General features: G+C 67.4%; 25 protein-coding genes and 1 pseudogene. 9 read left to right on the top strand and 17 right to left on the bottom strand.

All coding sequences use genetic code 11. The annotated features are described in order from the left end of the window. Positions 1-29: 29 nt before the first annotated feature. The 7 genes and pseudogenes from J8I35_RS12230 to J8I35_RS34965 form a co-directional block, all read right to left on the bottom strand. Complete coding sequence (locus tag J8I35_RS12230; RefSeq protein WP_050012585.1) at positions 30-980, bottom strand: sugar ABC transporter substrate-binding protein; 951 nt, start codon at positions 978-980, stop codon at positions 30-32. Between the two features lie 576 nt (positions 981-1,556). Next, positions 1,557-2,483 (bottom strand): CysB family HTH-type transcriptional regulator, encoded by a 927-nt coding sequence (locus J8I35_RS12225; RefSeq protein WP_034186954.1) that lies wholly within the window; start codon positions 2,481-2,483, stop codon positions 1,557-1,559. Between the two features lie 75 nt (positions 2,484-2,558). Beyond that, the gene (locus J8I35_RS12220) at positions 2,559-3,617 is read right to left on the bottom strand and encodes a sulfate ABC transporter ATP-binding protein (protein ID WP_209925570.1); all 1,059 of its coding nucleotides are present in this window, start codon (positions 3,615-3,617) and stop codon (positions 2,559-2,561) included. A 13-nt stretch (positions 3,618-3,630) separates the two neighbouring features. Beyond that, a complete protein-coding gene (gene cysW / locus J8I35_RS12215) occupies positions 3,631-4,575 on the bottom strand; it encodes a sulfate ABC transporter permease subunit CysW (protein ID WP_050012583.1) in 945 nt (314 codons plus the stop codon). Further along, on the bottom strand, positions 4,572-5,471 hold the full coding sequence (cysT, locus tag J8I35_RS12210; protein ID WP_050012582.1) for a sulfate ABC transporter permease subunit CysT: 900 nt from the start codon (positions 5,469-5,471) through the stop codon (positions 4,572-4,574). Before cysT ends, cysW begins: the two co-directional genes overlap by 4 nt. A gap of 135 nt (positions 5,472-5,606) precedes the next feature. Further along, positions 5,607-6,644 (bottom strand): sulfate ABC transporter substrate-binding protein, encoded by a 1,038-nt coding sequence (locus J8I35_RS12205; protein WP_050012581.1) that lies wholly within the window; start codon positions 6,642-6,644, stop codon positions 5,607-5,609. A 177-nt stretch (positions 6,645-6,821) separates the two neighbouring features. After that, a pseudogene (locus tag J8I35_RS34965) lies at positions 6,822-6,938 on the bottom strand (sodium:proton symporter); the annotation flags it as partial. Here J8I35_RS34965 and lexA point away from each other — a divergent pair. From lexA to J8I35_RS12190, 3 genes are read left to right on the top strand one after another with little or no spacing between them, the layout of a single operon-like run. Next, the gene (lexA, locus tag J8I35_RS12200; RefSeq protein WP_050012580.1) at positions 6,909-7,556 is read left to right on the top strand and encodes a transcriptional repressor LexA; all 648 of its coding nucleotides are present in this window, start codon (positions 6,909-6,911) and stop codon (positions 7,554-7,556) included. The pseudogene J8I35_RS34965 and the gene lexA sit on opposite strands and share 30 nt — an antisense overlap. Positions 7,557-7,581: 25 nt before the next feature. Continuing rightward, positions 7,582-7,917 (top strand): hypothetical protein, encoded by a 336-nt coding sequence (locus tag J8I35_RS12195; RefSeq protein WP_069621440.1) that lies wholly within the window; start codon positions 7,582-7,584, stop codon positions 7,915-7,917. A 29-nt stretch (positions 7,918-7,946) separates the two neighbouring features. After that, the gene (locus tag J8I35_RS12190; RefSeq protein WP_209925567.1) at positions 7,947-8,666 is read left to right on the top strand and encodes a DUF2939 domain-containing protein; all 720 of its coding nucleotides are present in this window, start codon (positions 7,947-7,949) and stop codon (positions 8,664-8,666) included. Between the two features lie 93 nt (positions 8,667-8,759). Here the strand turns inward: J8I35_RS12190 and J8I35_RS12185 are convergent, their stop codons facing one another. Beyond that, positions 8,760-9,257: a universal stress protein gene (locus J8I35_RS12185; RefSeq protein ID WP_089467374.1), complete on the bottom strand. Its 498-nt coding sequence runs from the start codon at positions 9,255-9,257 to the stop codon at positions 8,760-8,762. 331 nt (positions 9,258-9,588) lie between these two features. On the opposite strand from J8I35_RS12185, the gene nodI reads away from it, so the two are divergent. Continuing rightward, entirely contained in the window at positions 9,589-10,503 is a 915-nt protein-coding gene (gene nodI, locus J8I35_RS12180) for a nodulation factor ABC transporter ATP-binding protein NodI (protein WP_209925565.1), read from the top strand. Between the two features lie 6 nt (positions 10,504-10,509). After that, positions 10,510-11,343 (top strand): ABC transporter permease, encoded by an 834-nt coding sequence (locus J8I35_RS12175; protein WP_209925559.1) that lies wholly within the window; start codon positions 10,510-10,512, stop codon positions 11,341-11,343. Between the two features lie 65 nt (positions 11,344-11,408). Here J8I35_RS12175 and J8I35_RS12170 read toward each other — a convergent pair whose 3' ends face one another. The 4 genes from J8I35_RS12170 to J8I35_RS12155 form a co-directional block, all read right to left on the bottom strand. Next, positions 11,409-11,831, bottom strand: coding sequence for a hypothetical protein (locus tag J8I35_RS12170; RefSeq protein ID WP_185625021.1), 423 nt, complete (start codon positions 11,829-11,831; stop codon positions 11,409-11,411). A gap of 106 nt (positions 11,832-11,937) precedes the next feature. Then, entirely contained in the window at positions 11,938-12,996 is a 1,059-nt protein-coding gene (locus tag J8I35_RS12165; RefSeq protein ID WP_209925558.1) for a permease, read from the bottom strand. After that, positions 12,993-14,123, bottom strand: a complete 1,131-nt coding sequence (mnmH, locus tag J8I35_RS12160; RefSeq protein WP_209925556.1) for a tRNA 2-selenouridine(34) synthase MnmH — start codon at positions 14,121-14,123, stop codon at positions 12,993-12,995. The genes J8I35_RS12165 and mnmH overlap by 4 nt, the downstream gene beginning before the upstream one ends. 64 nt (positions 14,124-14,187) lie before the next feature. Beyond that, entirely contained in the window at positions 14,188-15,141 is a 954-nt protein-coding gene (locus J8I35_RS12155) for a LysR substrate-binding domain-containing protein (protein ID WP_050012572.1), read from the bottom strand. A gap of 163 nt (positions 15,142-15,304) precedes the next feature. Between J8I35_RS12155 and J8I35_RS12150 the strand changes: the two genes are divergently transcribed. Next, positions 15,305-16,726 (top strand): M20 family metallopeptidase, encoded by a 1,422-nt coding sequence (locus J8I35_RS12150; RefSeq protein WP_124556404.1) that lies wholly within the window; start codon positions 15,305-15,307, stop codon positions 16,724-16,726. 35 nt (positions 16,727-16,761) lie between these two features. Beyond that, the gene (locus tag J8I35_RS12145; protein WP_089488411.1) at positions 16,762-18,048 is read left to right on the top strand and encodes an MFS transporter; all 1,287 of its coding nucleotides are present in this window, start codon (positions 16,762-16,764) and stop codon (positions 18,046-18,048) included. 87 nt (positions 18,049-18,135) lie between these two features. Here J8I35_RS12145 and J8I35_RS12140 read toward each other — a convergent pair whose 3' ends face one another. Together J8I35_RS12140 and J8I35_RS12135 are read right to left on the bottom strand one after the other, a co-directional pair. Then, entirely contained in the window at positions 18,136-19,188 is a 1,053-nt protein-coding gene (locus J8I35_RS12140) for an NADP(H)-dependent aldo-keto reductase (RefSeq protein WP_050012569.1), read from the bottom strand. A gap of 141 nt (positions 19,189-19,329) precedes the next feature. After that, positions 19,330-19,767 carry a PaaI family thioesterase gene (locus tag J8I35_RS12135; RefSeq protein WP_050012568.1) on the bottom strand — a complete coding sequence of 146 codons (438 nt, stop codon included), beginning with the start codon at positions 19,765-19,767 and terminating at the stop codon, positions 19,330-19,332. 187 nt (positions 19,768-19,954) lie between these two features. Between J8I35_RS12135 and J8I35_RS12130 the strand changes: the two genes are divergently transcribed. Next, on the top strand, positions 19,955-20,443 hold the full coding sequence (locus J8I35_RS12130; protein ID WP_006476090.1) for a helix-turn-helix domain-containing protein: 489 nt from the start codon (positions 19,955-19,957) through the stop codon (positions 20,441-20,443). Positions 20,444-20,774: 331 nt separating this feature from the next. After that, positions 20,775-21,398 carry a phospholipase D family protein gene (locus tag J8I35_RS12125; protein WP_027784365.1) on the top strand — a complete coding sequence of 208 codons (624 nt, stop codon included), beginning with the start codon at positions 20,775-20,777 and terminating at the stop codon, positions 21,396-21,398. Positions 21,399-21,545: 147 nt separating this feature from the next. On the opposite strand, the gene J8I35_RS12120 is transcribed toward J8I35_RS12125, so the two are convergent. From J8I35_RS12120 to J8I35_RS12110, 3 genes are all read right to left on the bottom strand, one after another. Continuing rightward, positions 21,546-21,773 carry a hypothetical protein gene (locus J8I35_RS12120; RefSeq protein WP_209925554.1) on the bottom strand — a complete coding sequence of 76 codons (228 nt, stop codon included), beginning with the start codon at positions 21,771-21,773 and terminating at the stop codon, positions 21,546-21,548. 514 nt (positions 21,774-22,287) lie between these two features. Continuing rightward, a complete protein-coding gene (locus J8I35_RS12115) occupies positions 22,288-22,761 on the bottom strand; it encodes a VOC family protein (RefSeq protein WP_089488409.1) in 474 nt (157 codons plus the stop codon). A gap of 185 nt (positions 22,762-22,946) precedes the next feature. Further along, positions 22,947-23,465: an aspartyl-tRNA synthetase gene (locus J8I35_RS12110; RefSeq protein WP_124556400.1), complete on the bottom strand. Its 519-nt coding sequence runs from the start codon at positions 23,463-23,465 to the stop codon at positions 22,947-22,949. Positions 23,466-23,486: the final 21 nt, after the last annotated feature.

Below are 23,486 nucleotides of genomic sequence, written 5' to 3'. Positions count from 1 at the left end.
TTGAGCGCGGCGGCCGGACCGGTGCGGCGTTACTTCGTCACGAGATCCACCGGCGTCTCGACCACGCCGGACAGGTCGGCCTGCTTGCGATGCTCGGCGATCGCCTTGAGCGCCGTGTCGATGCCGAACACGGCCTGCTTCGCCGCATACTGGTCGGCGGTCGCGAGCACGCGGCCGTCCTTCAGCATCGGCTTGATCGCGTTGATGTTGTCGTAGCCGACCACGAGCACCTTGCCCTGCTTGCCGGCCGCGCGCACGGCCGACACGGCGCCGATCGCCATGTTGTCGTTGCCGCACAGCAGCGCCTTCAGGTTCGGGTATTCGTTGAGCATCGCGGCGGCCACCGCATTGCCCTTGTCGATCTCCCATTCACCCGACTGCACCGACACGACCTTCATCCCGCCCGCCTTCATCGCGTCCTGGAAGCCGGCCGTGCGCTGCTGCGCGTTGGTCGTCGTCGACACGCCTTCGACGATGCCGACCTGGTCGCCCGCCTTCAGCCGCTTCGCAAGGTAGTCGCCGATCTTGCGCGCGCCCTTGCGGTTGTCCGGGCCGACGAACGGCACGTTCAGGTTCTTCGACTTCAGCACGTCGGGATCGAGCCGGTTGTCGATGTTCACGACGACGATGCCGGCGTCGACGGCCTTCTTCACGACCGGCACGAGCGCCTTCGAATCGGCCGGCGCGAGCACGATCGCGTCGACCTTCGACACGATCATCTGCTCGACGATGCGGATCTGGTTCGCGGTGTCGGTCTCGTCCTTGATGCCGTTGGTGATCAGGTCGAACTGGTTCGCGTTGTGCTTCTGGTATTCCTTTGCGCCCGTTTCCATGGTCAGGAAGAACTCGTTGGCGAGCGACTTCATCACGAGCGCGACCTTCGGCTTGGCCGCGGACTGCGCGTGGACAGCCGGGGCAGCGGCCACCGCGACGGCGGCGAGCGCGGCGGTCAGGAAGCGACGGCGAAAGCGGACATTCATACACATCTCCTGGCGACTGGCCCGAAGGCCGATTGTTGTTCGGTTGTTGTTTTAATGTGAGCAAACGTTTGCGCCACACTACCCGGGCAATGGCCATCGATGTTGCTGTCGGTACCACGGAATGGAAGCGAGGCAGACGGCCGACTGCCTGGCGCGTGCTGGCGTTGACGCGCCACCGCCGGCGGGACGCCGGCGGAGTGAAGGCTATGCTGTACCGATTCGCTTCGGCGCGCAACCTGTCTAATCAATATTTAAGGGTTTATTCGGAGCGCGCGAGCGCGCTTCGCGACGCGCAAATACGACACTCGCGATGCCGGCGGCGGTTCGCCGAAGCGCGGTGCATGCAGGTTCTGCGTTGCCGGTTGTTCTTGTTTTTCTGTCCGCACGGGAACGCAGGTCGATCGTCGGCTGACGCGACGCACCGGACCGGACCGGACCGGCAGCGTCGGCCGATGCTTGAAGCGTGACGGCGGCCACCCCCCCGCCGCCGCCCGGTGCGGCGTACGGCAAGGTGCGCGTCATGCGTGTCGCGCGCCGTCCGCGGGATCCGCCCGGACAGCGCGCGACACGCGCGAATCAAACGGCTTCGCGCAACAGCCCCGCGATTTCCGCTTCGTTCAGGTGCGGCGCGAACATTTCGATCAGCCGGTACGCATACGCACGCAGGAATGCGCCCTTGCGCAGCCCGACCCGCGTCGTGCTCGCCTCGAACAGGTGCTGCGTGTCGAGCGCGACGAGCCCCGTGTCGCGCTGCGGGTCGTAGGCCATCGCCGCGACCACGCCGATCCCCATCCCGAGCTCGACGTAGGTCTTGATCACGTCCGCGTCGATCGCGGTCAGCACGACGTCGGGCACCGCGCCCGCCTGCGTGAACGCCTGGTCGATGTGCGAGCGGCCCGTGAAGTCCTGGTCGTACGTGATGATCGGGTATTCGGCGATTTCCTCGAGCGTCAGGTTCTCGCGACCGACGAGCGGGTGGCCCTTCGGCACGACGACCGTGTGGTGCCACGAATAGCACGGGAACGTGACGATGTCCGGATAGCGGTCGAGCGCCTCGGTCGAGATACCGAGATCGGCCTCGCCGTTCAGGATCATCTGCGCGATCTGCTGCGGGCTGCCCTGACGCAGCGCGAGATGCACCTTCGGGAACACCTCGGTGAACTGCCGGATCACCTTCGGCAGCGCGTAGCGCGCCTGCGTGTGCGTCGTCGCGACGACGAGGTGGCCGCTGTCCTGATCGGCGAACTGGCGTGCGACGCGGCGCAGGTTCTCGGCGTCGAGCAGCATCCGCTCGATCAGCTGGTGCACCGCCTTGCCGGGCTCCGTGAGCCCCGTCAGCCGCTTGCCGCGCCGAATGAAGATGTCGACGCCCAGCTCATCTTCCAGATCCTTGATCTGTTTCGACACGCCCGACTGCGACGTGTACAGCACGTTCGCGACTTCCGTCAGGTTCATGTTCTGGCGCACCGCTTCGCGCACGAACCGCAATTGCTGAAAATTCATGGGTATGCCTCTTAGGCTGTCGTTGTTTGATTGTCGAATCGGCGCGAATCCCGCCCTCTGCCCTGCGTTGTCTCGTCAACGCGCGGGAAATACCCGCACGGCGCGCGGCACGGCGGTCGCGCCGTCGCCGACCTGCAGCGAAAGCGCGCGCCATGCGTCGCGGTCGAGTTCCGCCTCGAGCGCGCCGCCCGCGCGCGCCTCGAGCTCCACGCGCACCGAACCGCCGAGCGGAATCACGCGCCGCACGTCCACCGCGATGCCGTCGCTGTGCCCTTCGCCCGCCGGCCACAGCTGCAGATCGTGCGGCCGCACGTACGCGTTCGCGGGGCCCGCGAAATCGGCGTCGACCTCGATCGCCGCCGCCGCGCCCTCGGCGACGAAGCCGCGCCCGGCCACCGTGCCCGGCAGCCGGTTCGCCGCGCCGAGAAACTCGTACACGAACGCGCTTTGCGGATGGTCGTAGACGTCCTGCGGGCTGCCGACCTGCTCGACGTGGCCGCGATTGAGTACGACGATGCGATCGGCCACTTCGAGCGCCTCTTCCTGGTCGTGCGTGACGAAGATCGTCGAGATGTGCAGGTCGTCGTGCAGGCGACGCAGCCAGCCGCGCAGCTCCTTGCGGACCTTCGCGTCGAGCGCGCCGAACGGTTCGTCGAGCAGCAGCACCTTCGGCTCGACCGCTAGCGCGCGGGCAAGCGCGATGCGCTGACGCTGGCCGCCCGACAGCTCGGACGGATAGCGCTGCGCGAGCCAGTCGAGCTGCACGAGCTTGAGCAGCTCGTGCACCTTCTCGCGAATCGCGGCTTCGGACGGCCGCTCGCGGCGCGGCTTCACGCGCAGCCCGAACGCGACGTTCTCGAACACCGTCATGTGGCGGAATAGCGCGTAATGCTGGAACACGAAGCCGACCTGCCGCTCGCGCGCGCCGACCGACGCGACGTCGAGCCCCTGCAGCACGACCTGGCCGGCGTCCGCGTGCTCGAGGCCCGCGATCACGCGCAGCAGCGTGGTCTTGCCGCAGCCGGACGGCCCGAGCAGCGCGACCAGTTCGCCGGGCGGGAAGTCGAGCGAGACGTTGTCGAGCGCCGTGAAATCGCCGAAGCGCTTCTGAAGGTGACGGACGGTGATACCCATTCTGGTTGCCTCTTTACGATTTCGACGAAACGGCGCCGACGGGGCCGGCATGTGCGGGAACGGCGTCGTGCGCGTCGGCCAGTTCGGCCGCAAGATGACGCTCGGCGATCAGCTTCAGCGCGAGCGTGACGAGCGCGAGCAGCGCCAGCACCGACGCCACCGCGAACGCCGCCGCGAAGTTGTATTCGTTGTACAGGATCTCTACGTGCAGCGGCATCGTGTCGGTCACGCCGCGAATGTGGCCGGACACGACCGACACCGCGCCGAACTCGCCCATCGCGCGCGCATTGCACAGGATCACGCCGTACAGCAGGCCCCACCTCACGTTCGGCAGCGTCACGCGCCGGAAGATCTGCCAGCCCGACGCGCCGAGCACGCGCGCGGCTTCTTCCTCGTCGGTGCCTTGCGCCTGCATCAGCGGAATCAGCTCGCGCGCGACGAACGGGAACGTGACGAAGATCGTCGCGAGCACGATGCCCGGCACCGCGAAGATGATCTGCACGTCGTGATCCTGCAGCCACGGCCCGAACCAGCCCTGCGCGCCGAACAGCAGCACGTACACGAGGCCCGAGATCACCGGCGACACCGAGAACGGCAGGTCGATCAGCGTCGTCAGCAGCGCCTTGCCGCGGAATTCGAATTTCGCGATCGCCCACGATGCGCACACGCCGAACACGAGGTTCAGCGGCACCGCGATCACGGCGACGGTCAGCGTCAGCTTGATCGCCGACCACGCATCGGAATCGGCGAGCGATTCGAGATAGAAGCCGACGCCCTTGCGCAACGCCTCGACGAACACCGCGGCGAGCGGCACGACGAGGAAGAACGCGAGGAACGCCAGCGCGATCCCGGTGAGCAGCCAGCGCACGACGCGCGACTCGCTGACCGGGTCGAGCCGCTTCGCGGCACGCGCGGCCGGCGACGGGGTTTTCAGCACGACGGTGGCCTCCTGGCTCATTGCTGGCCTCCTGCGGCGGCAGCAGCGGCGGTGACGGTGGCGGGCGCCGGGCCGCTCGCCCCCTTGCTCGTACGACGCTGCAGATACCACTGCAGCGTGTTGATCAGCAGCAGCATCAGGAACGACACGACCAGCATCACGACCGCCAGCGCGGTCGCGCCCGCGTAGTCGTACTGCTCGAGCTTCGTGATGATCAGCAGCGACGTGATCTCGGATTTCATCGGCACGTTGCCGGCGATGAAGATCACCGACCCGTATTCGCCGAGCGCGCGCGCGAACGACAGCGCGAAACCGGTGAGCAGCGCCGGCAGCACGGCCGGCAGCACGACGCGGCGGAACGTCAGCCAGCGCGACGCGCCGAGGCACGCGGCGGCTTCTTCCTGCTCGCGCTCGAAATCCTCGAGCACCGGCTGCACGGTGCGCACGACGAACGGCAGCCCGATGAAGGTCAGCGCGACCAGCACGCCGGCCGGCGTGAACGCGATCTTGATGCCGAGCGGCGCGAGATACTGGCCGACCCAGCCGTTGGTCGCGTAGACGGCCGCGAGCGAGATGCCGGCCACCGACGTCGGCAGCGCGAACGGCAGGTCGACGACCGCGTCGACGAGGCGCTTGAACGGGAACGTGTAGCGCACCAGCACCCATGCGACGAGGAAGCCGAACACGGCGTTGATCAGCGCGCCGCCGAGCGCGGCCGAGAACGTCAGCCGGTACGACGCGAGCACGCGCGGCGACGTGACGGCGGTGACGAACTGGTCCCACGACAGCGTCGCGGTCTTCAGGAACGTGGCGGCGAGCGGAATCAGCACCACGAGGCTCAAATAGGCCACCGTGATGCCGAGTGTCACGCCGAAACCGGGCAGCGCGCTCGGCTTGCGAAAGGTGTACGTCGTCATCGGATGCTCTTGCTGGGTCGATGCTGCTCACGGGTCCGACGCAAACGCCGGCGCAGTGAATCGCGCCGGCGAGCCGTCGGGGACGCGGCGCGCTGTCGTGGCGCGCCGCTTGTCGTTATGGTGTGACTGCGTGCGTTACTGCGGCTTGTAGATCGAATCGAACACGCCGCCGTCCGCGAAATGCGTCTTCTGCGCATTGGTCCAGCCGCCGAACGTGTCGTCGACCGTGTACAGCTTCAGCTTCGGGAACTGCTTGGTCAGCTCCGCCGGCACGTTCTTCGAACGCGGCCGGTAGTAGTTGCGCGCCGCGATTTCCTGGCCCTGCGGGCTGTACAGAAAATTCAGGTATGCCTCGGCCAGCTTGCGCGTGCCCTTCTTGTCGACCACCTTGTCGACCACCGCGACGGGCGGCTCGGCCAGGATGCTCACCGACGGCACGACGATCTCGAACTTGTCGGTGCCGAATTCCTTGACCGACAGGAATGCCTCGTTTTCCCATGCGATCAGCACGTCGCCGATCCCGCGCTGCACGAAGCTCGTCGTCGCGCCCCGCGCGCCCGAATCGAGCACGCCTGCGTTCTTGTAGAGCTTCGAGACGAATTCCTTCGCGGTCTGCTCGTTGCCGCCCGGCTTGTGCTGGGCGTACGCCCATGCGGCCAGGTAGTTCCAGCGCGCGCCGCCCGAGGTCTTCGGGTTCGGCGTGACGATCGAGATGCCCGGCTTGGTCAGGTCGTCCCAGTCCTTGATCCCCTTCGGATTGCCCTTGCGCACGAGGAACACGATCGTCGACGTGTACGGCGACGCGTTGTCGGGCAGGCGCTTCTGCCAATCCTTGTTCACCAGCCCCTTGTTCGCGAGCGCGTCGATGTCGTACGCGAGCGCCAGCGTGACGACGTCGGCCTGCAGCCCGTCGAGCACCGAGCGCGCCTGCGCGCCCGAACCGCCGTGCGACTGCTTGAAGTTGACCGTTTCGCCCGTCTTCGCCTTCCACTCCTTGCCGAACGCCTGGTTGAAATCCTGATACAGCTCGCGCGTCGGGTCGTACGACACGTTCAGGAAGGTCGTATCGGCCTGCGCATGCGTCGCGACGCCCAGCGCCGCCGCCGCGCCCAGCGCGAGTGTTGCGATCAGGCGACCCACTCCGCCCACCAGCCCCGTATTGCGCTTCGCCATCCTTGGTTCTCCAGTGTTGTCGGTATTGCGATGTCGGGCCAGTCTATCGAACGGGTTACATGATTAAAAATAATCGTTCCTTATTTTTTAATACTCAAAAGTGCTAACGCAGACGGGATGGACGGTTGCGGCGGACAAACCGGCGTCAGGACGTCGCGAAATCACGCCGGAACCGGCGCGATCGCGTCGAACCTCAAGTAACACTTGAAATTCCCCAAGTACTGTATAAAAATACAGCTCACTGTCTATCCATACAGTTCAGCCATGACCAAACTCACCGCCCGTCAGCAGCAAGTGTTCGACTTGATCCGTCGCGCGATCGAGCGCTCCGGATTCCCGCCCACCCGTGCCGAGATCGCGGCCGAGCTGGGCTTCAGTTCGCCGAATGCCGCCGAGGAGCACCTGCGCGCGCTGGCGCGCAAGGGCGTGATCGAGCTGGCGGCCGGCGCGTCGCGCGGCATCCGGCTGCTCGGCCTCGACGACGCCCCGCATCAGTTCACGCTGCCGCACGCCGGCCTGATGCAACTGTCGCTGCCGCTCGTCGGCCGCGTCGCGGCCGGTAGCCCGATCCTCGCGCAGGAGCACATCTCGCAGCACTACGCGTGCGATCCCGCGCTGTTCACCAGCAAGCCCGACTATCTGCTGAAGGTGCGCGGCCTGTCGATGCGCGACGCCGGCATTCTCGACGGCGACCTCCTCGCCGTGCAGAAGCGCACGGAAGCGAAGGACGGCCAGATCATCGTCGCGCGTCTGGGCGACGACGTCACGGTCAAGCGCCTGATGCGCCGGCCCGGCGGCCTCGAGCTGATCGCGGAGAACCCGGATTACGAAAACATCTTCGTCAAGGCCGGCAGCGCGGATTTCGCGCTGGAAGGCATCGCCGTCGGGCTGATCCGCTCGGGCGAACTCTGACATTCCGTCTCGCTAGGAGAACATCATGGAACGCCTTTCCCGCCTGCTGCCTTTCCGTCAATTCGGTCGCCTGCGTCATCTGCGCGGCCGCACGCCCTGCGCACCGCTGTCCGCGGCGGCGCCTGTGCAAGAAGAAATCGCAGTCGAACGGCAGGCGTCCCTGCTGCCGTCAGCGCTCCCCGCGTTCGCGCGGGTGTCGCTGAACGCCGGTCTTAACCATGCGGAACCCGCGCGCCGCGCGCCGGTGCGCGTCTATCACGGCCGCTCGCGCCTGATCATGGTGGGCACGATCGATGCCGTGTGCCGGATGATCGATCGCTGCATCGCGGAGGAACGATCGGCCACGCCGGGCGGTCTCTGATTGCGGAACCTTCCCGCACCGGAGGCAACGTGACTGAATCGTCGCGCCGCGCTTGGCGAATCAAGCCGCTGCTGATCGTCGCGCTGGTCGTCGCCCTCATTGCGGCGCTCGGCTATGCGTACGCGTCACCGTATGTCGCGCTCGGTCGCCTGAAATCGGCGATCGATGCGCGCGATGCGCAGGCGATCAGCGAGTATGTCGATTTTCCGTCGCTGCGCATCAGCCTGAAGCAGCAGGTCACGGAAGAGTTGATGCGCCGGATCGACGCCGTGAAGAAGAACAATCCGTTAGCGGTGATTGGCGCGCTGATCGGGTCGGCGCTGATCGGCCCGCTGGTCGATGCGTACGCGACCCCGGAAGGCGTCGCCGCGTTGATGAGCGGATTGCCGCCGCGCGGCAATCCCGGCGAGCGCCCGCCCGAGTGGTCGAATCAGCCGCCAGCAGGCAATGCGTCCGGCAACCCGCCTGCCGCACCGCCCGTCAATCCGGCGCCGGCAAGTGCTGCGGTACCGGGCGGCAACGCGGCCGCTTCGGCCGCATCGTCGCCGGCACCTGCGCCCGCCGCACCAGCCAGCCCGAGCGAAGCAACGCAAGCGCCGCGCCAGCAGCAAACCAGCGCGGGCTACCGGAATATCGATGAATTCGTCGTCACATATCAGCGCAGCGCCGACGGCACGCGCTATGCGGCGATCTTCCACCGCTTCGGGCTGTTCTCGTGGAAATTGTCCGGAATCGACCTGCACGCATAACAGGCCGCGCTCGGTGCGCGCGCTGCCAATGCAGCACGACGCCTGACCGGCCCGCATCGCCGGTCGGGCTGTCAGGGTCATCCAGCCTTTAGGTCATTGGCTGCTCGCCGTGGCCGCTTCACGTTCGCGCGCGATTTCGGCCTTCTGCTCTTCCGCCGACGAGCACGCGACCAGAATGCTGCAGTTCACGCGATCGAGCAGTTGCGTATTGCCCGACCCCATCCACCATCTCGACAATCCGCTGCGGCACCGGTGGCCGACGACGACGAGGTCGACCTTCAGCTCCGACGCGAGATTCGCGATTTCGTCGATCGGATAACCGAATGCGAAATGGCCTTCGGCCTGGACGCCGCGCTCGCGCAGCCAGTTCACGCCTTCCTGCAGGATTTCGCGCGCGGTTTCCTCGAAGCGGCCGCATGCGACGTCGGTCAGCAAACCCGCGCTTTGCGCGATGCTCGAACGCATGTCCACGACCGACAGCAAGTGCGTTTCGGCCTTCAGGTCCATTGCGAGATTGGCGCCGTAACGCAGCGCCTTGCGCCCTTCGAGCGTGCCGTCGTAACACAGCAAAATCTTGTTGTAGCTAGCCATGAAGCCTCCCTATCGCGACAACGAGCCTACGCATTCATCATGGTGCGCCGCAATTCAGGACGCAAGGGATGGAAAACGCTGATTCGCCCCGCTCGGCGCGTGCGCGATGATGCAGTGCACGATCGGTGCGTGCTTGCCTCGCACCGTGCGCGCATGCCCTCAAGCGATGCAGCGATGCACTAGAATGGCCCCGTTCCACGTCCGGCGGGCCAGCTCGCGCCGGCGTCGTATGCTTCGGCCATGCCCATGTGACACGCCTTCGCGCGATCCGTTCGCACACGGGCCGCGGGCCGGGCAGCGGAACGCACCCGCTTACAACGACAACACGCCCATGTCCGTCGCACCAATCGATTTCCGCAACGTCGAAAAGCGCTATGGCGACAAGCTCGTCGTCAATGGCCTGTCCTTCAACGTGAAGGCCGGCGAATGCTATGGTCTGCTCGGGCCGAATGGCGCCGGCAAGACCACGACGCTGAAGATGCTGCTCGGCCTCGCGCATCCCGACGCAGGCACGATTGCGCTGTGCGGCGAACCGGTTCCATCGCGTGCGCGACATGCACGCCGGCGAGTCGGGGTCGTCCCGCAGTTCGACAACCTCGACCCCGACTTCACCGTCCGTGAAAACCTGCTCGTGTTCAGCCGCTATTTCGGGATGTCCGCGCAGGCCGCACGCGCGCTCGTGCCGCCGCTGCTCGAATTCGCGAAGCTGGAAAACAAGGCCGATGCAAAAGTCGGCGAACTGTCGGGCGGCATGAAACGCCGCCTCACGCTCGCCCGCGCGCTCGTCAACGATCCCGACGTGCTGGTGCTCGACGAGCCGACGACGGGCCTCGATCCGCAGGCGCGCCACCTGATGTGGGAGCGGCTGCGCTCGCTGCTCGCGCGCGGCAAGACGATCCTGATCACCACGCATTTCATGGAAGAAGCCGAGCGCCTGTGCGATCGGCTGTGCGTGATCGAGGAAGGCCGCAAGATCGCCGAAGGTGCGCCGCATGCACTGATCGAATCGGAGATCGGCTGCGACGTGATCGAGATCTACGGGCCGGATCCGGCCGCGCTGCGCGACGAGTTGTCGGCATTCGCGAAGCACACCGAGATCAGCGGCGAGACGCTGTTCTGCTACGTGACCGACCCCGAACCGGTCAGCGCACGCCTCACGGGCCGCCCGGGGTTGCGCTATCTGCATCGCCCGGCCAATCTGGAGGATGTGTTCCTGCGGCTCACGGGCCGCGAGATGCAGGACTGATCGACCATGGACGTCCGCAACTATTCCGCCACCACGCCATCGGCCCCGCCGCGCGCGTCGCGCTTCGCGATCGCGATGCCGGCGAACGCAAGCAACTGGGTCGCCGTCTGGCGGCGCAACTATCTCGTGTGGCGCAAGCTCGCGCTCGCGTCGATGTTCGGCAATCTCGCCGATCCGATGATCTATCTGTTCGGGCTGGGTTTCGGGCTCGGCCTGATGCTCGGCCATGTCGACGGCGTGTCGTATATCGCGTTCCTCGCGGCCGGCACGGTCGGCTCGAGCGTGATGATGTCCGCGAGCTTCGAATCGATGTATTCGGGTTTCTCGCGGATGCACGTGCAGCGCACGTGGGAAGCGATCATGCATACGCCGCTCGCGCTCGGCGACATCGTGCTCGGCGAGATCGTCTGGGCGGCCAGCAAGGCGATGCTGTCGGGGAGCGCGATCATGCTCGTCGCGGGCGTGCTCGGCTACGCGACGTTTCCGTCGATGCTCGCGGTGCTGCCCGTGATCGCGCTGGCCGGCCTCGCGTTCGCCAGCCTCGCGATGATCGTCACGGCGCTCGCGCCATCCTACGATTTCTTCATGTTCTACCAGACGCTCGTGCTGACGCCGATGCTGCTGCTGTCGGGCGTGTTCTTCCCGATCACGCAGTTGCCGCCGCTCGCGCGGCACGCGGCGCAGGCGCTGCCGCTCGCGAATGCGGTCGAGCTGATCCGGCCTGCGATGCTCGGTCGGCCGGCGACCGACATCGCGTTGCACGTCGTGGTGCTCGCCGGCTACGCGGTCGGCGGGTTCCTGCTGTCCGCGTGGCTGTTCCGGCGGCGGATGATGCGCTGACGGCCGGCGCGTCGGGCACCAGGCGTCGGGCACCAGGCGCCGGGCACCGGCTTCATGCGACGACGTTACTCGTCATCGTCGCTCCACGGAATTTCGACGTCGGTCAGGAACGCGACGGTCGCGAGCGGGCCGCCTTCCTGGCGGCCGAGCTTGCCGTCCGCGCGATGCCATTCGACGCGGAACTGCGTGCCCGGATCGTCGGCCACCAGATAGACCGTGCGCAGTTCTTCCTTGTCGGCTTCGTTCACCGGGCCGTCGAACGACACCAGCATCTTCTGCGGCCACAGGCCGTTGACCGGATCGTAGATGCGATCGCCTTGCGGAATGTCGATGCTGGCCTCGACGCCGATCGTTGCGGATGCCTCGATGATCATCGTGCCGAGTGCGTGCAACACGGCAGTCGCCCGCGCGGAATTGGCCTGGCGGATCGCGAGATCGCCGCGCGTCAGCGCCTTTTCGAGTCGAGGATGGATCTTCGGTTGGGTCATGCGTTTTCCTGTTTGCTTCTTGTAAAGGGCGCCGCACGCGTGAAGCGGCGGCGCCGGATGAATACGAATGCGACGCGTGCGCCGGGCCGGCGTGTCGCCCGCGTTGTCAGAACCCGAACGCGATCGCGAGCAAGCCGCTCACGATCCCGAATACGACGACGAGCGTCGCGACGATCGCCAGCATGTAGGGCTTGAACGAACGCGCGAGCATCGCGAGCGACGGCACGCTGATCGGCGGCAGCGTCATCAGCAGCGCGGCGGCCGGACCGACGCCCATGCCGAGCGACAGCATCGCCTGGATGATCGGCACCTCGCCGGCCGTCGGGATCACGAACAGCATGCCCGCGACCGCGAACGCGACGATCCAGCCGAGATGATTGCCGATGTCCGGGCCGATGTGCGGAAACAGCCACGCGCGCGCGGCGCCGAGCAGCAGCACGAGCACGATGTATTCGGGCACGAGCCGCACGGCCATGCGCGCGAGCAGTTTCATCCAGCGGACGAACGGATTGCCGGCAGCGGCCTGTTCGGCCGCCAGCGCGGCGAGCTGCGCATCGTCGATGCTGTGGTCTTCGGGGCGCGCGATGCGGTTCAGCAGATAGCCGATCCCGAACACCATCGCGATGCCGAGCACGACGCGCAGCGCGCTCCAGTGCCAGCCGAGCACGAAGCCCATGAATACCAGTGCGGCCGGATTCAGCACCGTATTGCCGAGCCAGAACGCGACCGCGCCGCCCGGCGATGCATGGCGCGCACGCAGGCCCGCGACGACCGGCGCCGCGCAGCACGTGCACATCATCCCGGGCAGCGACAGCAGCCCGCCCGCGGCGACGCTGCCGAAGCCCGTGCGGCCGAGCACGCGCGCCACCCAATGCGCGGGCAGCAGCGCCTGCACGGCCGAGCCGAGCAGCAGGCCGAGCACCATCGCCTGCCAGATCGCCTTGCCGTATGCCCATGCGTAGTCGAGCGCCGCCTTCAGCGACGGCTCGGGTGCGGCCGCCGACGTGCCCATCAGGATCGACTGGCCGATCGAATGGTGCTCGGCGGCAACGAACGCCTTGTTGTAGTACGGGAACCATTTTACGTAGAACAGTCCCGCGACCGCGATCAGCAGGAAGGTCATCCAGCCGAGGGCCGGGTTCGGTTGGGTGCGTGTGGTCGTCATCGTGTGGTGATCGTCGATTGGTTTTTGTCGGTTTCGGATGTCGTGCCGCCGGCAAGCGCGGCCGATGCGGGCAATCCGGCCTGCGCGAGTTCGGCCAGCAGCGTGCGCGCCTGAGCGCGTACGTCGTCCGCGTTGGGCCGGAACGTGAACGTCAGCGCGCGGTTCGGCTTGTTGTACGTCGCGCGGTAAGTGCGCGCATAGGCGGGATCGTAATGCCTGTCGATCAGTTCGGTGAACAGATCGGCCCGCGCGCCGGCATCGATCAGCGCCTTCCAGCGCATCACCTCTTCGCGGCTGTGCAGGCCGATCAGCCGATGAAGCTGCGCCTTGAATGCGTCCGGTTCGTCGAACAGGTGCGCGTAATCGTCGAGCAGGAACGCGATTCGCTCGTCGTGCGCCGCTTCGACCTGCACCCACGGCCCCGCGTGAAACGCTTCGATCAGCGCGATCGGCAACTGCACGAGCCCGATCCTGCGGCTTTCCGACTCGACGAATACTGGCCATTGGGGGTCGAAACGCCCGAGCGTCTCGACGAGCCCGGAATCGAACCCCTTTTGCGTGGGCTGCGGCTTGCCCGGCAGCGCGCCGAGCAGGGAGCCGCGATGGCACGCGAGTGCTTCGAGATCGAGCGTCTGCGCGCCCACGTCGCGCAGCGCGTTCAGCAGGCGTGTCTTGCCGCAGCCCGTATGGCCGACGAGCGCGATGTAGCGAAAGCGCGTCGGCAGCGAGTCGAGCGTCGCGCACACCGACCGGCGGTATGCCTTGTAGCCGCCGTCGAGCTGGCGCGCCTTCCAGCCGATCAGGTTGAACCAGGTCGTCATCGAGCCCGAACGCTTGCCGCCGCGCCAGCAGTAGATCAGCGGTCGCCAGTTGCGCGGCCGGTCGGCGAACGTCGTGTCGAGATGGCGTGCGATGTTGCGCGCGACGATCGCCGCGCCGACGCGCGTCGCCTCGTACGGCGACACCTGCCGGTACATCGTGCCGACGAGCACGCGCTCTTCGTTGCTGAGCACGGGCGCGTTCAGCGCGCCGGGGATATGGTCCTCGGCGAACTCGAGCGGCGTGCGCACGTCGATGATCTCGTCGAACTCGCCGGCGCGATCGAGGGTGACAATCAGGTTCTTCAATTTGGCGTCGAACAGGGGCGATGCGGCTCGGGGAGCCGCATGGGCACGGAAGGCGGATTGACGATTATCTCACGGGCCGGCGTCCCGGGCCTCGTGCGGCAGTCGGCGACGACGACGCGGCCTGCATCGCGTCGATCAGATGGTCGCGGAACGCGCGCACCGACGCGGGCAGATCGCGCCCGGCCATCGTCTGCACCTGGATGCTGCGTTCGCGCAGTTGCGGGTTCGTCACCGGCACGACGACGAAGCCGTCCGCATCGGCGCGATCGCGCACCGACAACAGCCCCGTGAACATCACCGCACCCGTGCGGCGCGCGTAGCCGTACATCGCCGCTGTGTTGTTACTGGTCAGTTCGGGCTCGAGCAGCAGCCCGTCGAGCGCGCACGCGATGTCGATCAACTGGCGCACCGTCGTGCCGGCCTCGGGCAGCACGTGCGCGTGCCGCGCGACATCGGCAAGCGACACCGCATCGCGCGCCGCGAGCGGGTGATCGTGCCGGACCAGCGCAAAGACCGGCGCGCGCTCGGTGTGGTCGACACGCACGCCTTTCTCCGGCGCGAGGCTGAACGTCAATGCGATGTCCGCATCGCCGTCGCGCACGCGCCGGGTCGCGTCCGCCGGCGATACGACCCATACGGTGAAATCGACGCCCGGGTGGCGCGCCTTGAAGCTCGCGAGCACGCCGGGCAGGAAATCGATCGCGAACCCTTCCGAGCACGCGATCTTCAGCAGGCTGCCGTGCAGCGCGTCGAGCCCGCCGATGTCCTTCATCACGTGCTCGGCCTCCAGCAGGCTGCGCTGCGCGAACGCCAGCAACCGCTCCCCCGCCTCCGACAACGCCATCCCGCGCGGCCGCCGCTCGAACAGCGGCGCGCCGAGCTCGCTCTCCAGCTTCGCGATCTGGCGGCTGATCGCCGACACGGCCACGTGCAGCCGCGCGGACGCGTCGCTGATCGAGCCGGTACGCGCCACCTCGACGAAATACCGCAACCCCAGGCCATGCAGGAAAGCCGCCATCGTTCTGTCTCCGCGCCGCGTCCGGCCGCGCTGCTTTGCCTTTTCGGCAAAGAAAGGTTCGAAATTCGATCATTGTGACAAAAAAAGCGGCTTTCTAGAATCGATCGCACTTCACGTTGCCTGCGCGGCCCGCGCACGGCGAACCCGACCAAGGAGACACGATTTGAGCCGTACCGCCGCCATCCAGCATGCGCTGAACCAGTTCGAATCCGGCGCGTTCTTCACGACCCTGAGCCGCCGCGTCGGCCTGCGCACCGAAAGCCAGGAATGCGGCAGCGGCGCCGCGCTGCGCGCCTATCTGACCGACGAGATCGCGCCCGAGGCCGCCCGCCTCGGTTTCACGTCGCGGATCGTCGACAACCCGGTCGACGGCGGCGGCCCGTTCCTGCTCGCGTCGCGCCACGAAGACGACGCGCTGCCGACCGTGCTGATCTACGGCCACGGCGACGTCGTGCGCGGCTACGACGCGCAGTGGCGCGCGCCGCTGTCGCCGTGGACGCTGACGGCCGACGGCGACCGCTGGTATGGCCGCGGCAGCGCCGACAACAAGGGCCAGCACACGATCAACCTCGCCGCGCTGGCGAGCGTGCTCGATGCGCGCGGCGGCCGGCTCGGCTTCAACGCGAAGCTGCTGATCGAGATGGGCGAGGAAACCGGGTCGCCGGGGCTCGACGCGCTGTGCCGCCAGGAGCGCGACGCGCTCGCGGCCGACGTGCTGATCGCGTCGGACGGCCCGCGCATCGCCGCCGCGCGCCCGACGGTCTTCCTCGGCTCGCGCGGCGCGGTCAACTTCAAGCTGAGCCTGCGCGCCCGCGACGGTGCGCATCATTCCGGCAACTGGGGCGGACTGCTGCGCAATCCGGCGATCGTGCTCGCGCATGCGCTCGCGAGCCTCGTCGACGCGCGCGGCGCGATTCGCGTCGCGGGGCTGCGCCCGCCGCCGATCCCGGCCGCGGTGCGCGACGCGCTCGCCGATCTTTCCGTCGGCGGCGGCCCCGGCGACCCGGCGCTCGACGCCGACTGGGGCGAGCCCGGCCTGTCCGCGGCCGAGCGCGTGTTCGGCTGGAACACGTTCGAGATCCTCGCGTTCAAGGCCGGCAATCCGGAGCACCCCGTCAACGCGATCCCGCCCGCCGCGTATGCGCACTGCCAGTTGCGCTTCGTCGTCGGCACCGACTGGGAAGCACTGCATGCGCACCTGCGCGCGCACCTCGATGCGCACGGCTTCGCCGATATCGAGATCGACGTCGAGCGCGGCGCACCGGCGACGCGCGTGCCGCCGGACGATCCGTGGGTGCGCTGGGCCGTCGCGTCGCTCGCGCGCACCACCGGCAAGAAGCCCGCGATCCTGCCGAATCTCGGCGGCACGCTGCCGAACGAGGTGTTTGCCGACACGCTCGGGCTGCCGACGCTGTGGGTGCCGCACTCTTACCCGGCGTGCGCGCAGCACGCGCCCGACGAGCATCTGCTCGCGAGCGTCGTCAGCGAGGGGCTGCAGATGATGGCCGGCCTCTTCTGGGATCTCGGCGACGACGCGCCGCCCGTTCGCCGCGCGGCATCCGCCGCGGCCGGCGCCGCCCTGTAACGCGCTTCGCCCCTTTCACGGGATCTGCACACACGATGAATACGACCACCCTCACCGCGCAGGACGCCGCGCGCCCGAGCGCCGCGAAAATCCGCCGCATCATCTTCGCCGCGTCGATCGGCAACGCGCTCGAATGGTTCGACCTGATCGTCTACGGCTTCTTCGCGGTGACGATCGCCAAGCTGTTCTTCCCCGCCACGAGCGAAGCGACGTCGCTGATGCTGACGCTCGGCACGTTCGGGCTGTCCTACCTGATCCGGCCGATCGGCGGCTTCGTGCTCGGCGCGTATGCCGACCGCGCGGGCCGCAAGGCGTCGCTGCTATTGTCGATCGCGATGATGATGGTCGGCACGCTGCTGATCGCGCTGATGCCGACCTACGCATCGATCGGCATGCTCGCGCCGCTCGGGATCATGCTGTCGCGGCTGATGCAGGGCTTTTCCGCGGGCGGCGAATTCGCGAGTTCGACCGCATTTCTCGTCGAACACGCGCCGCAGCGGCGCGGTTTCATGTCGAGCTGGCAGTTCGCGAGCCAGGGCCTCGCGACGTTGCTCGCGTCGGGCTTCGGCGCGCTGCTGACGGCCACGCTGACCACCGCGCAACTCGAAAGCTGGGGCTGGCGCGTGCCGTTCCTGTTCGGGCTCGCGATCGGCCCGGTCGGGCTGTATATCCGCCGCTACGTCGACGAAGGCGTCGAGTTCAAGACGCAGGCGCGCTCCGAGGCGCCGGTTCGCGAGCTGTTCGCGGACCAGAAGGTGCGGCTGCTGCTGTCGATCGGCGCGCTCGTGATCTCGACCGCGGTCAACTACATGATCCTGTACATGCCGACCTACGCGATCAAGCAGCTCGGGCTGCCGGCATCGACGGGCTTCGCGGCGACGCTCGCGACCGGGTTCGTGCTGACGCTCGTCACGCCGGTCGTCGGCCATCTGTCCGACCGCACCGGGCGGATCCGCATGATGGCGGTCGCGGCCGTGCTGATGCTGCTGACCGTGTGGCCGACGTTCGCGTGGCTCACGCGCCACGCATCGTTCGCGACGATGCTCGCCGCACTGATCTGGATCGGCGCGCTGAAGGCGATGTACTGCGGCGCGCTGCCGGCGCTGATGGCCGAACTGTTCCCGTCGCAAACACGCGCCACCGGGCTCGCGGTCAGCTACAACACCGGCGTCACGCTGTTCGGCGGCTTCGCGCCGTTCGTCATCACCTGGCTGATCAGCACGACCGGCAACCGGCTGTCGCCGGCGCTCTATCTGATGGGATGCGCGCTGCTGAGCCTCGCCGCGCTGTTCGTCGCGCGCACGCGGCTGAAGATGCGCTGACGCGAGAAACGACGGCGCGGCGCGGCGCCGCCGCAACCGCCCGACTCGGCCCGTCGCGGCATCGCTGCCGCGCGGGCCGCGTGCCGTTTACGGCGCCGGGTTCGGCTGCCGTTCGTGCAATGCGTCGATCTCGGCGAGGATCTCGTCGGACAGCGCCACGTCGATGCTGCCGATGTTCTCCTTCAACTGCTCGAGCGACGTCGCGCCGACCAGGTTGCTGCGCACGAACGGGCGGCTGTTGACGAACGCGAGCGCCAGTTGCGCGGGCGACAGCCCGTGACGCCGCGCGAGCGCGACGTAACGCGACGTCGCCTCGACGGCCTGCGGCTTGCTGTAGCGCTGGAAACGCTCGAACAGCGTGATGCGCGCACCGGCCGGACGCGCGCCGTTCTCGTACTTGCCGGACAGCCAGCCGAACGCAAGCGGCGAATACGCGAGCAGGCCGACGCCGTCGCGATGCGTGAATTCCGACAGCCCGTTCTCGAACGTGCGGTTCAGCAGGCTGTACGGATTCTGGATGCTCGCGATGCGCGGCAGCCCGAGCTTTTCGGCCGCGCGCAGGAACTGCGCGACACCCCACGGCGTTTCGTTCGACACGCCGATCGCGCGCACCTTGCCGGCCTTCACGAATTCCGCGAGCACGCCGAGCGTTTCCTCGATCGGCACCGTGTATGTGTCGTCGACCCACGGATACGCGGGCCGGCCAAACGTGGTCGTACTGCGATCGGGCCAGTGCAACTGGTAGAGATCGACATAGTCGGTCTGCAGGCGCTTGAGGCTGCCGTCGAGCGCTTCGGTCAGGTTCTTGCGGTCGAACTGGTTGCCCTCGCCGCGAATATGGCGCGGATTGTGCGGCTGCCGCGCCGGCCCCGCGATCTTTGTCGCGAGCACGATACGGTCGCGCTGCGCGCGATGCTGCGCGATCCAGGTGCCGATGTATTGCTCGGTGCGGCCCTGCGTGTCGGGCTTCGGCGGCACCGGATACATCTCCGCGGCGTCGATCAGCGTCACGCCCTGCCCGAGCGCGTAGTCGATCTGCTCGTGCGCGTCGCGCTCCGAATTCTGCTCGCCCCACGTCATCGTGCCGAGACCGATCAGGCTGACCTCGAGACCCGAATCGCCGAGTGTGCGGTATTCCATGCTGTTCCTGTCGCGTCGGTGGAAAGCAGGAAAGCTATCACATTGACGCAACTGCTTCAGGCAGGCGCGGCGCACGCTTACAGACGGCCTCCAGCGCTGCCCCGCGCGTTCACGCGCCCGCCCGGATGCGGCCGCGCTCCGTCACTGCGGTCGCTGGATGAAGCAGGTCGCCGACGCATGCGCGACGATCTTGTCGTCCGGCGTCTTCAGCGTGCCCTCCGCGACGCCCAGCGAACGCGACAGGTGAATCACGCGTCCTTCCGCGATCAGGTCGACGTCGCGCGGCACGGGCCGCAGCATCTTCACGTGCAGATCGACGGTGCCGTAACCGACGCCCGCGTCGAGCATCGAATGCACCGCGCACCCGGTGACCGAATCGAGCACCGTCGCGGCGAACCCGCCGTGCACGCCGCCCAGCGGGTTCAGGTGCCGGCCGTCCGCCCGCGCCGAAAACTTCACGTAACCGAGCTCGACATCGAGCGGGCGCATCGGAATCGTCTCGGAAATCGACGCAAGGGGCGCGTCTCCGGACGCGGCGGCACGCAGCAGATCGAGGCCAGACAGGGAAAGCGGGTTCATCGGGTTGTCTCCGGGTTGAAAGCACGTCGCCGCGCGAGTAAGTTCTAAATTGGAACTCATTATTGTCAACGAGGCGGGCCGTTGTCAACGCGGCTGCGCCCGTTGCGACCGAAGGCGGGTTCTATAATCGAACCCGCTATTTCGCTGAACCGCCGCAAGACTGCCGCAACGGGCACGAGACTCGACAATGAAATGGGATGACATCGGCACGCTGAACTGTTCGGTCGCGCGCACGCTCGCCGTGCTCGGCGACCGCTGGACCATGCTGATCCTGCGCAACGCATTCCTCGGCTGCCGCCGCTTCGACGCGTTCCAGGCCCAGCTTGGCCTGACGCGCCACGTGCTGGCCGAACGGCTCGCGCGGCTCGTCGACGAAGGCGTGCTCGTCAAGCGCGCGTATCAGGAACGCCCGCCGCGCTTCGAATACCGGCTGACGGAAAAGGGCCTCGACCTCTACCCGGCCCTGCTCGCGCTGATGGCGTGGGGCGATCGCTGGAAGGACGACGGCCAGGGGCCGCCGGTGCAATTACGCCACCGGGCCTGCGGGCAACTGATGCACGCGGTCACCGTATGCTCGGCGTGCGGCGAACCGCTCGACGCACGCGACGTGCAGCCCGAGCCGGGGCCCGGATGGATCGCGTCCGACGGGACCGAGGCGTCCGCATCCACGGATTGACGATACGTCGCGCGCGGATGTCGTTCCGACGCGCCTGCTAGACATACGCTTGGGCCACAGGCCGCATCGAGTCGCAGTCCGCCCGCCGGCGCACGCATCGTTCGCACGCCGGTGCGCCGCAACGGCAAACGCAATCGCCTGCCATCGCCGGCACTATCGCTGTGCGTTGATCGCCCGCTCGCCCGCACCGGCTGCATAACGCAACTTTGCGTCACCCTGTCCACCCCTGCCGATCACTGCGCACGCCCTCGTTTCGCATCCGCGCGTGACCGGGCCGGCATGCGTGCGTTACACTCACGGCCCGCTGTCTCGAAATTATTCGCTGTCCAAGATGTTGTCGCGCAATCGCCTCGCCGCCGCCTGTCTCGCCGCTTCCCTGCTCGCCACACCCTTCGCCGCCTTCGGCAAGACGCAAAGCGAATCGCTGCTCCAGCAAGCGATCGACCTCGTGTCGCGATGGCTGCCGGCCCCCACTCACGAAGCCCCCGCGACCCAGGTCGTCGAATCGGCATTCTCGCCCGACGGCGGCGCCGAGGCGCTCGTGCTGAAAGCGATCGGGGCGGCGCGCAGCTCGATCCGGGTCGCCGCGTACTCGTTTACGTCGCCGCCCGTCGCGCGTGCGCTGCTTGCCGCCAAGCGCCGCGGCGTCAACGTCGCGGTGGTCGTCGACGACAAGGGCAATCGCGCGAAGAGCAGCAAGCAGGCATTGAACCTGCTCGTCAACGCCGGCATCCCGACGCGCACGATCGATGCCTATGCGATCCATCACGACAAGTACCTCGTGATCGACGCCGAGCACGTCGAAACGGGTTCGTTCAACTACAGTGCGTCGGCGGCCAGCCGCAATTCCGAGAACGTCGTCGTGGTCTGGAACAACCCGCAACTCGCGTCACGCTACCTCACGCACTGGCAAAGCCGCTTCGACCAGGGCACGCCGTATCGCTCCAGCTACTGACGCCGACACACGCCTTCTCGTGGCGCTCGCCCCTCGCATTTCTGCCGCCGCATTGCAGATGATCGGCGAGCATGGCGCGATGTTCAATTCGGCCAAATGGCCGGCACGCGGCGTCGCGAAGCGCCCTTCACGCGCGACGCGACGCGTTCAATGGATTTCCGGCGCCCGCCCGGTCGCGACGCGCGCAGGCGCGCTCGCGACACAACGGCTCGCGTGCCCGTCCGCGCCGCTGGCCGAATTCGCCGACAGCCCGTGGTCGCCCATCGGCAGCACGCTGCGCACGCACGCGGTGCTGAACATCAGCGAGCTCTGAACCAGCGGGTAAAGGAGATACAGCGCAAACGCGAGATAGCCCGCGTACAGAATTCGAACCATGGTGCGATCGGATGAGATGAGATGAGATGAGATGAACGATTGGACTCGTCCTGTTTACGGCAGGGCGACGCGCGCCCTTGAGGCATCGCGGGTCCGATTCCGCATCGGGACGGAACGCGGGCCGATGCCCCTCGCTTCTCGCCGCATCTTCACCGACACTCGCGAACCCGATCGCCGCCGCGGCGGGAGTTGTAGCGTGGCGATGCATCGAACCGTGCGCAATACTGTTCGACGAACCATGACCGACCTGACAGTCGGGACACGAGACAAGACTCACGCAAATCGCACCGAAACCGGCCGACGTGGCGGCCCGGTCGGACACGTTGCCTATGATCCCGCCCGCCATCGCACCGTCGCCGACCTGCTTGCCTCGGCCGATCGGCGAATGGACTAACACAAGCAGCGCGGCCGGACGGCCCGCGCATGACCGCCGACGAGCCAGGCCGGCGCGGCGCGATCAAGCCGCCGCGCTGCCCGTCGCCGTCCGTCGCCGCGCTCGTGCGACGGTGTCGATTCAACTGCCGCAGGGCGGCGCGCTGGCCATGGCGTCCGCGATCTGCTCGGGTGTCAGATCGCGCTGATGCGTCGCCAGCGACCAGCGATGCCCGAACGGATCCTCGACCTGCCCGTAACGATCGCCCCAGAACATGTCGGCCGCCGGAATCGTGACCGTCGCACCGGCCGCGACCGCCCTCTCGATCGCCGCATCGGTGTCCGGCACGTACAGATGCAGGCAGACGGGCGTGCCTTTCAGCGCCTTCGGCCCCAGCGCGCCGTGTTCGGGCATTTCATCGACCAGCATCAGCGTCGAATCGCCAATCGCCAGGCACGCATGCGCGAGCCGGCCGTCGGGCATCGCGAGGCGAAACTGTTCGGTCGCATTGAATGCGCGCTTGTAGAAGTCGATGGCGGCGGTAGCGCCCGCACAAATCAGGTGCGGGGTCAGCGTGCGCATCCCTTCCGGGATCGGCTTGACGGATGTGGCCATGGTGTCGCTCCTTCAGTCGGTTGTCGTATCGAAAATCGGGACGGACGCGCGATGCGCACGCCTCCGATGCTACGACGGACGACTCCCGCGGAAATCGACACGGCGCCCGGGATTTTTCTGTTTGCTCGAGTGACGGGGCGCGCAGGAAGCCGCATCGGGCGTTACCGGCCCGTTCGGTCGGCCGGTTAGTCCGGCAAGCCGAACTGCCGGCGGCAAGCCTCCAGCAACGCGGCCACCGCGTCGAGCGGAAGATCGGCAAACCGGGCAATCGGCAGCATCACGCCGCCCGGCACCTTCGTACGGGAAGAATGTACGGAGAACTGGTAGCCGATGTAACGATTACCGGCGACGCTGACGATCCGGAATTCAGCGACGTCCCGCCACGGCGTGACGGGTTTTTCGCGGGCGGAACCGATCAGCCGGAAGCCCGTCTCGTCGACCTGCAGCGCCAGCTTGCGCCGCGACGAGACGAACAACGCGGCACTGGCGAGCCCCAGCAACGCGGCCAGCGCCGCTAGCGGCCAGAGCGTCGGGGCGGCCACGTAACCGCACAGGCTCGCCGCGGCCAGCCCCGCACACACGACCGCCCTGCTTTTCAGGCTTCGGCTGTCGACCGCGAGCGTCACCGGCAACGCGCCGGTGACCGTTCCCGCAACGGGATCGACGTGCCAGCCGGAATCCGTCGTTTCGCGTTCGTCGTTCATTGCTCGCCGGCTCGTGTCGAC

It is taken from the genome of Burkholderia sp. CpTa8-5 (assembly GCF_017815045.1).
Classification (GTDB): Bacteria; Pseudomonadota; Gammaproteobacteria; order Burkholderiales; family Burkholderiaceae; genus Burkholderia; species Burkholderia sola.
This window is presented reverse-complemented; position numbering and strand designations above follow the sequence as displayed.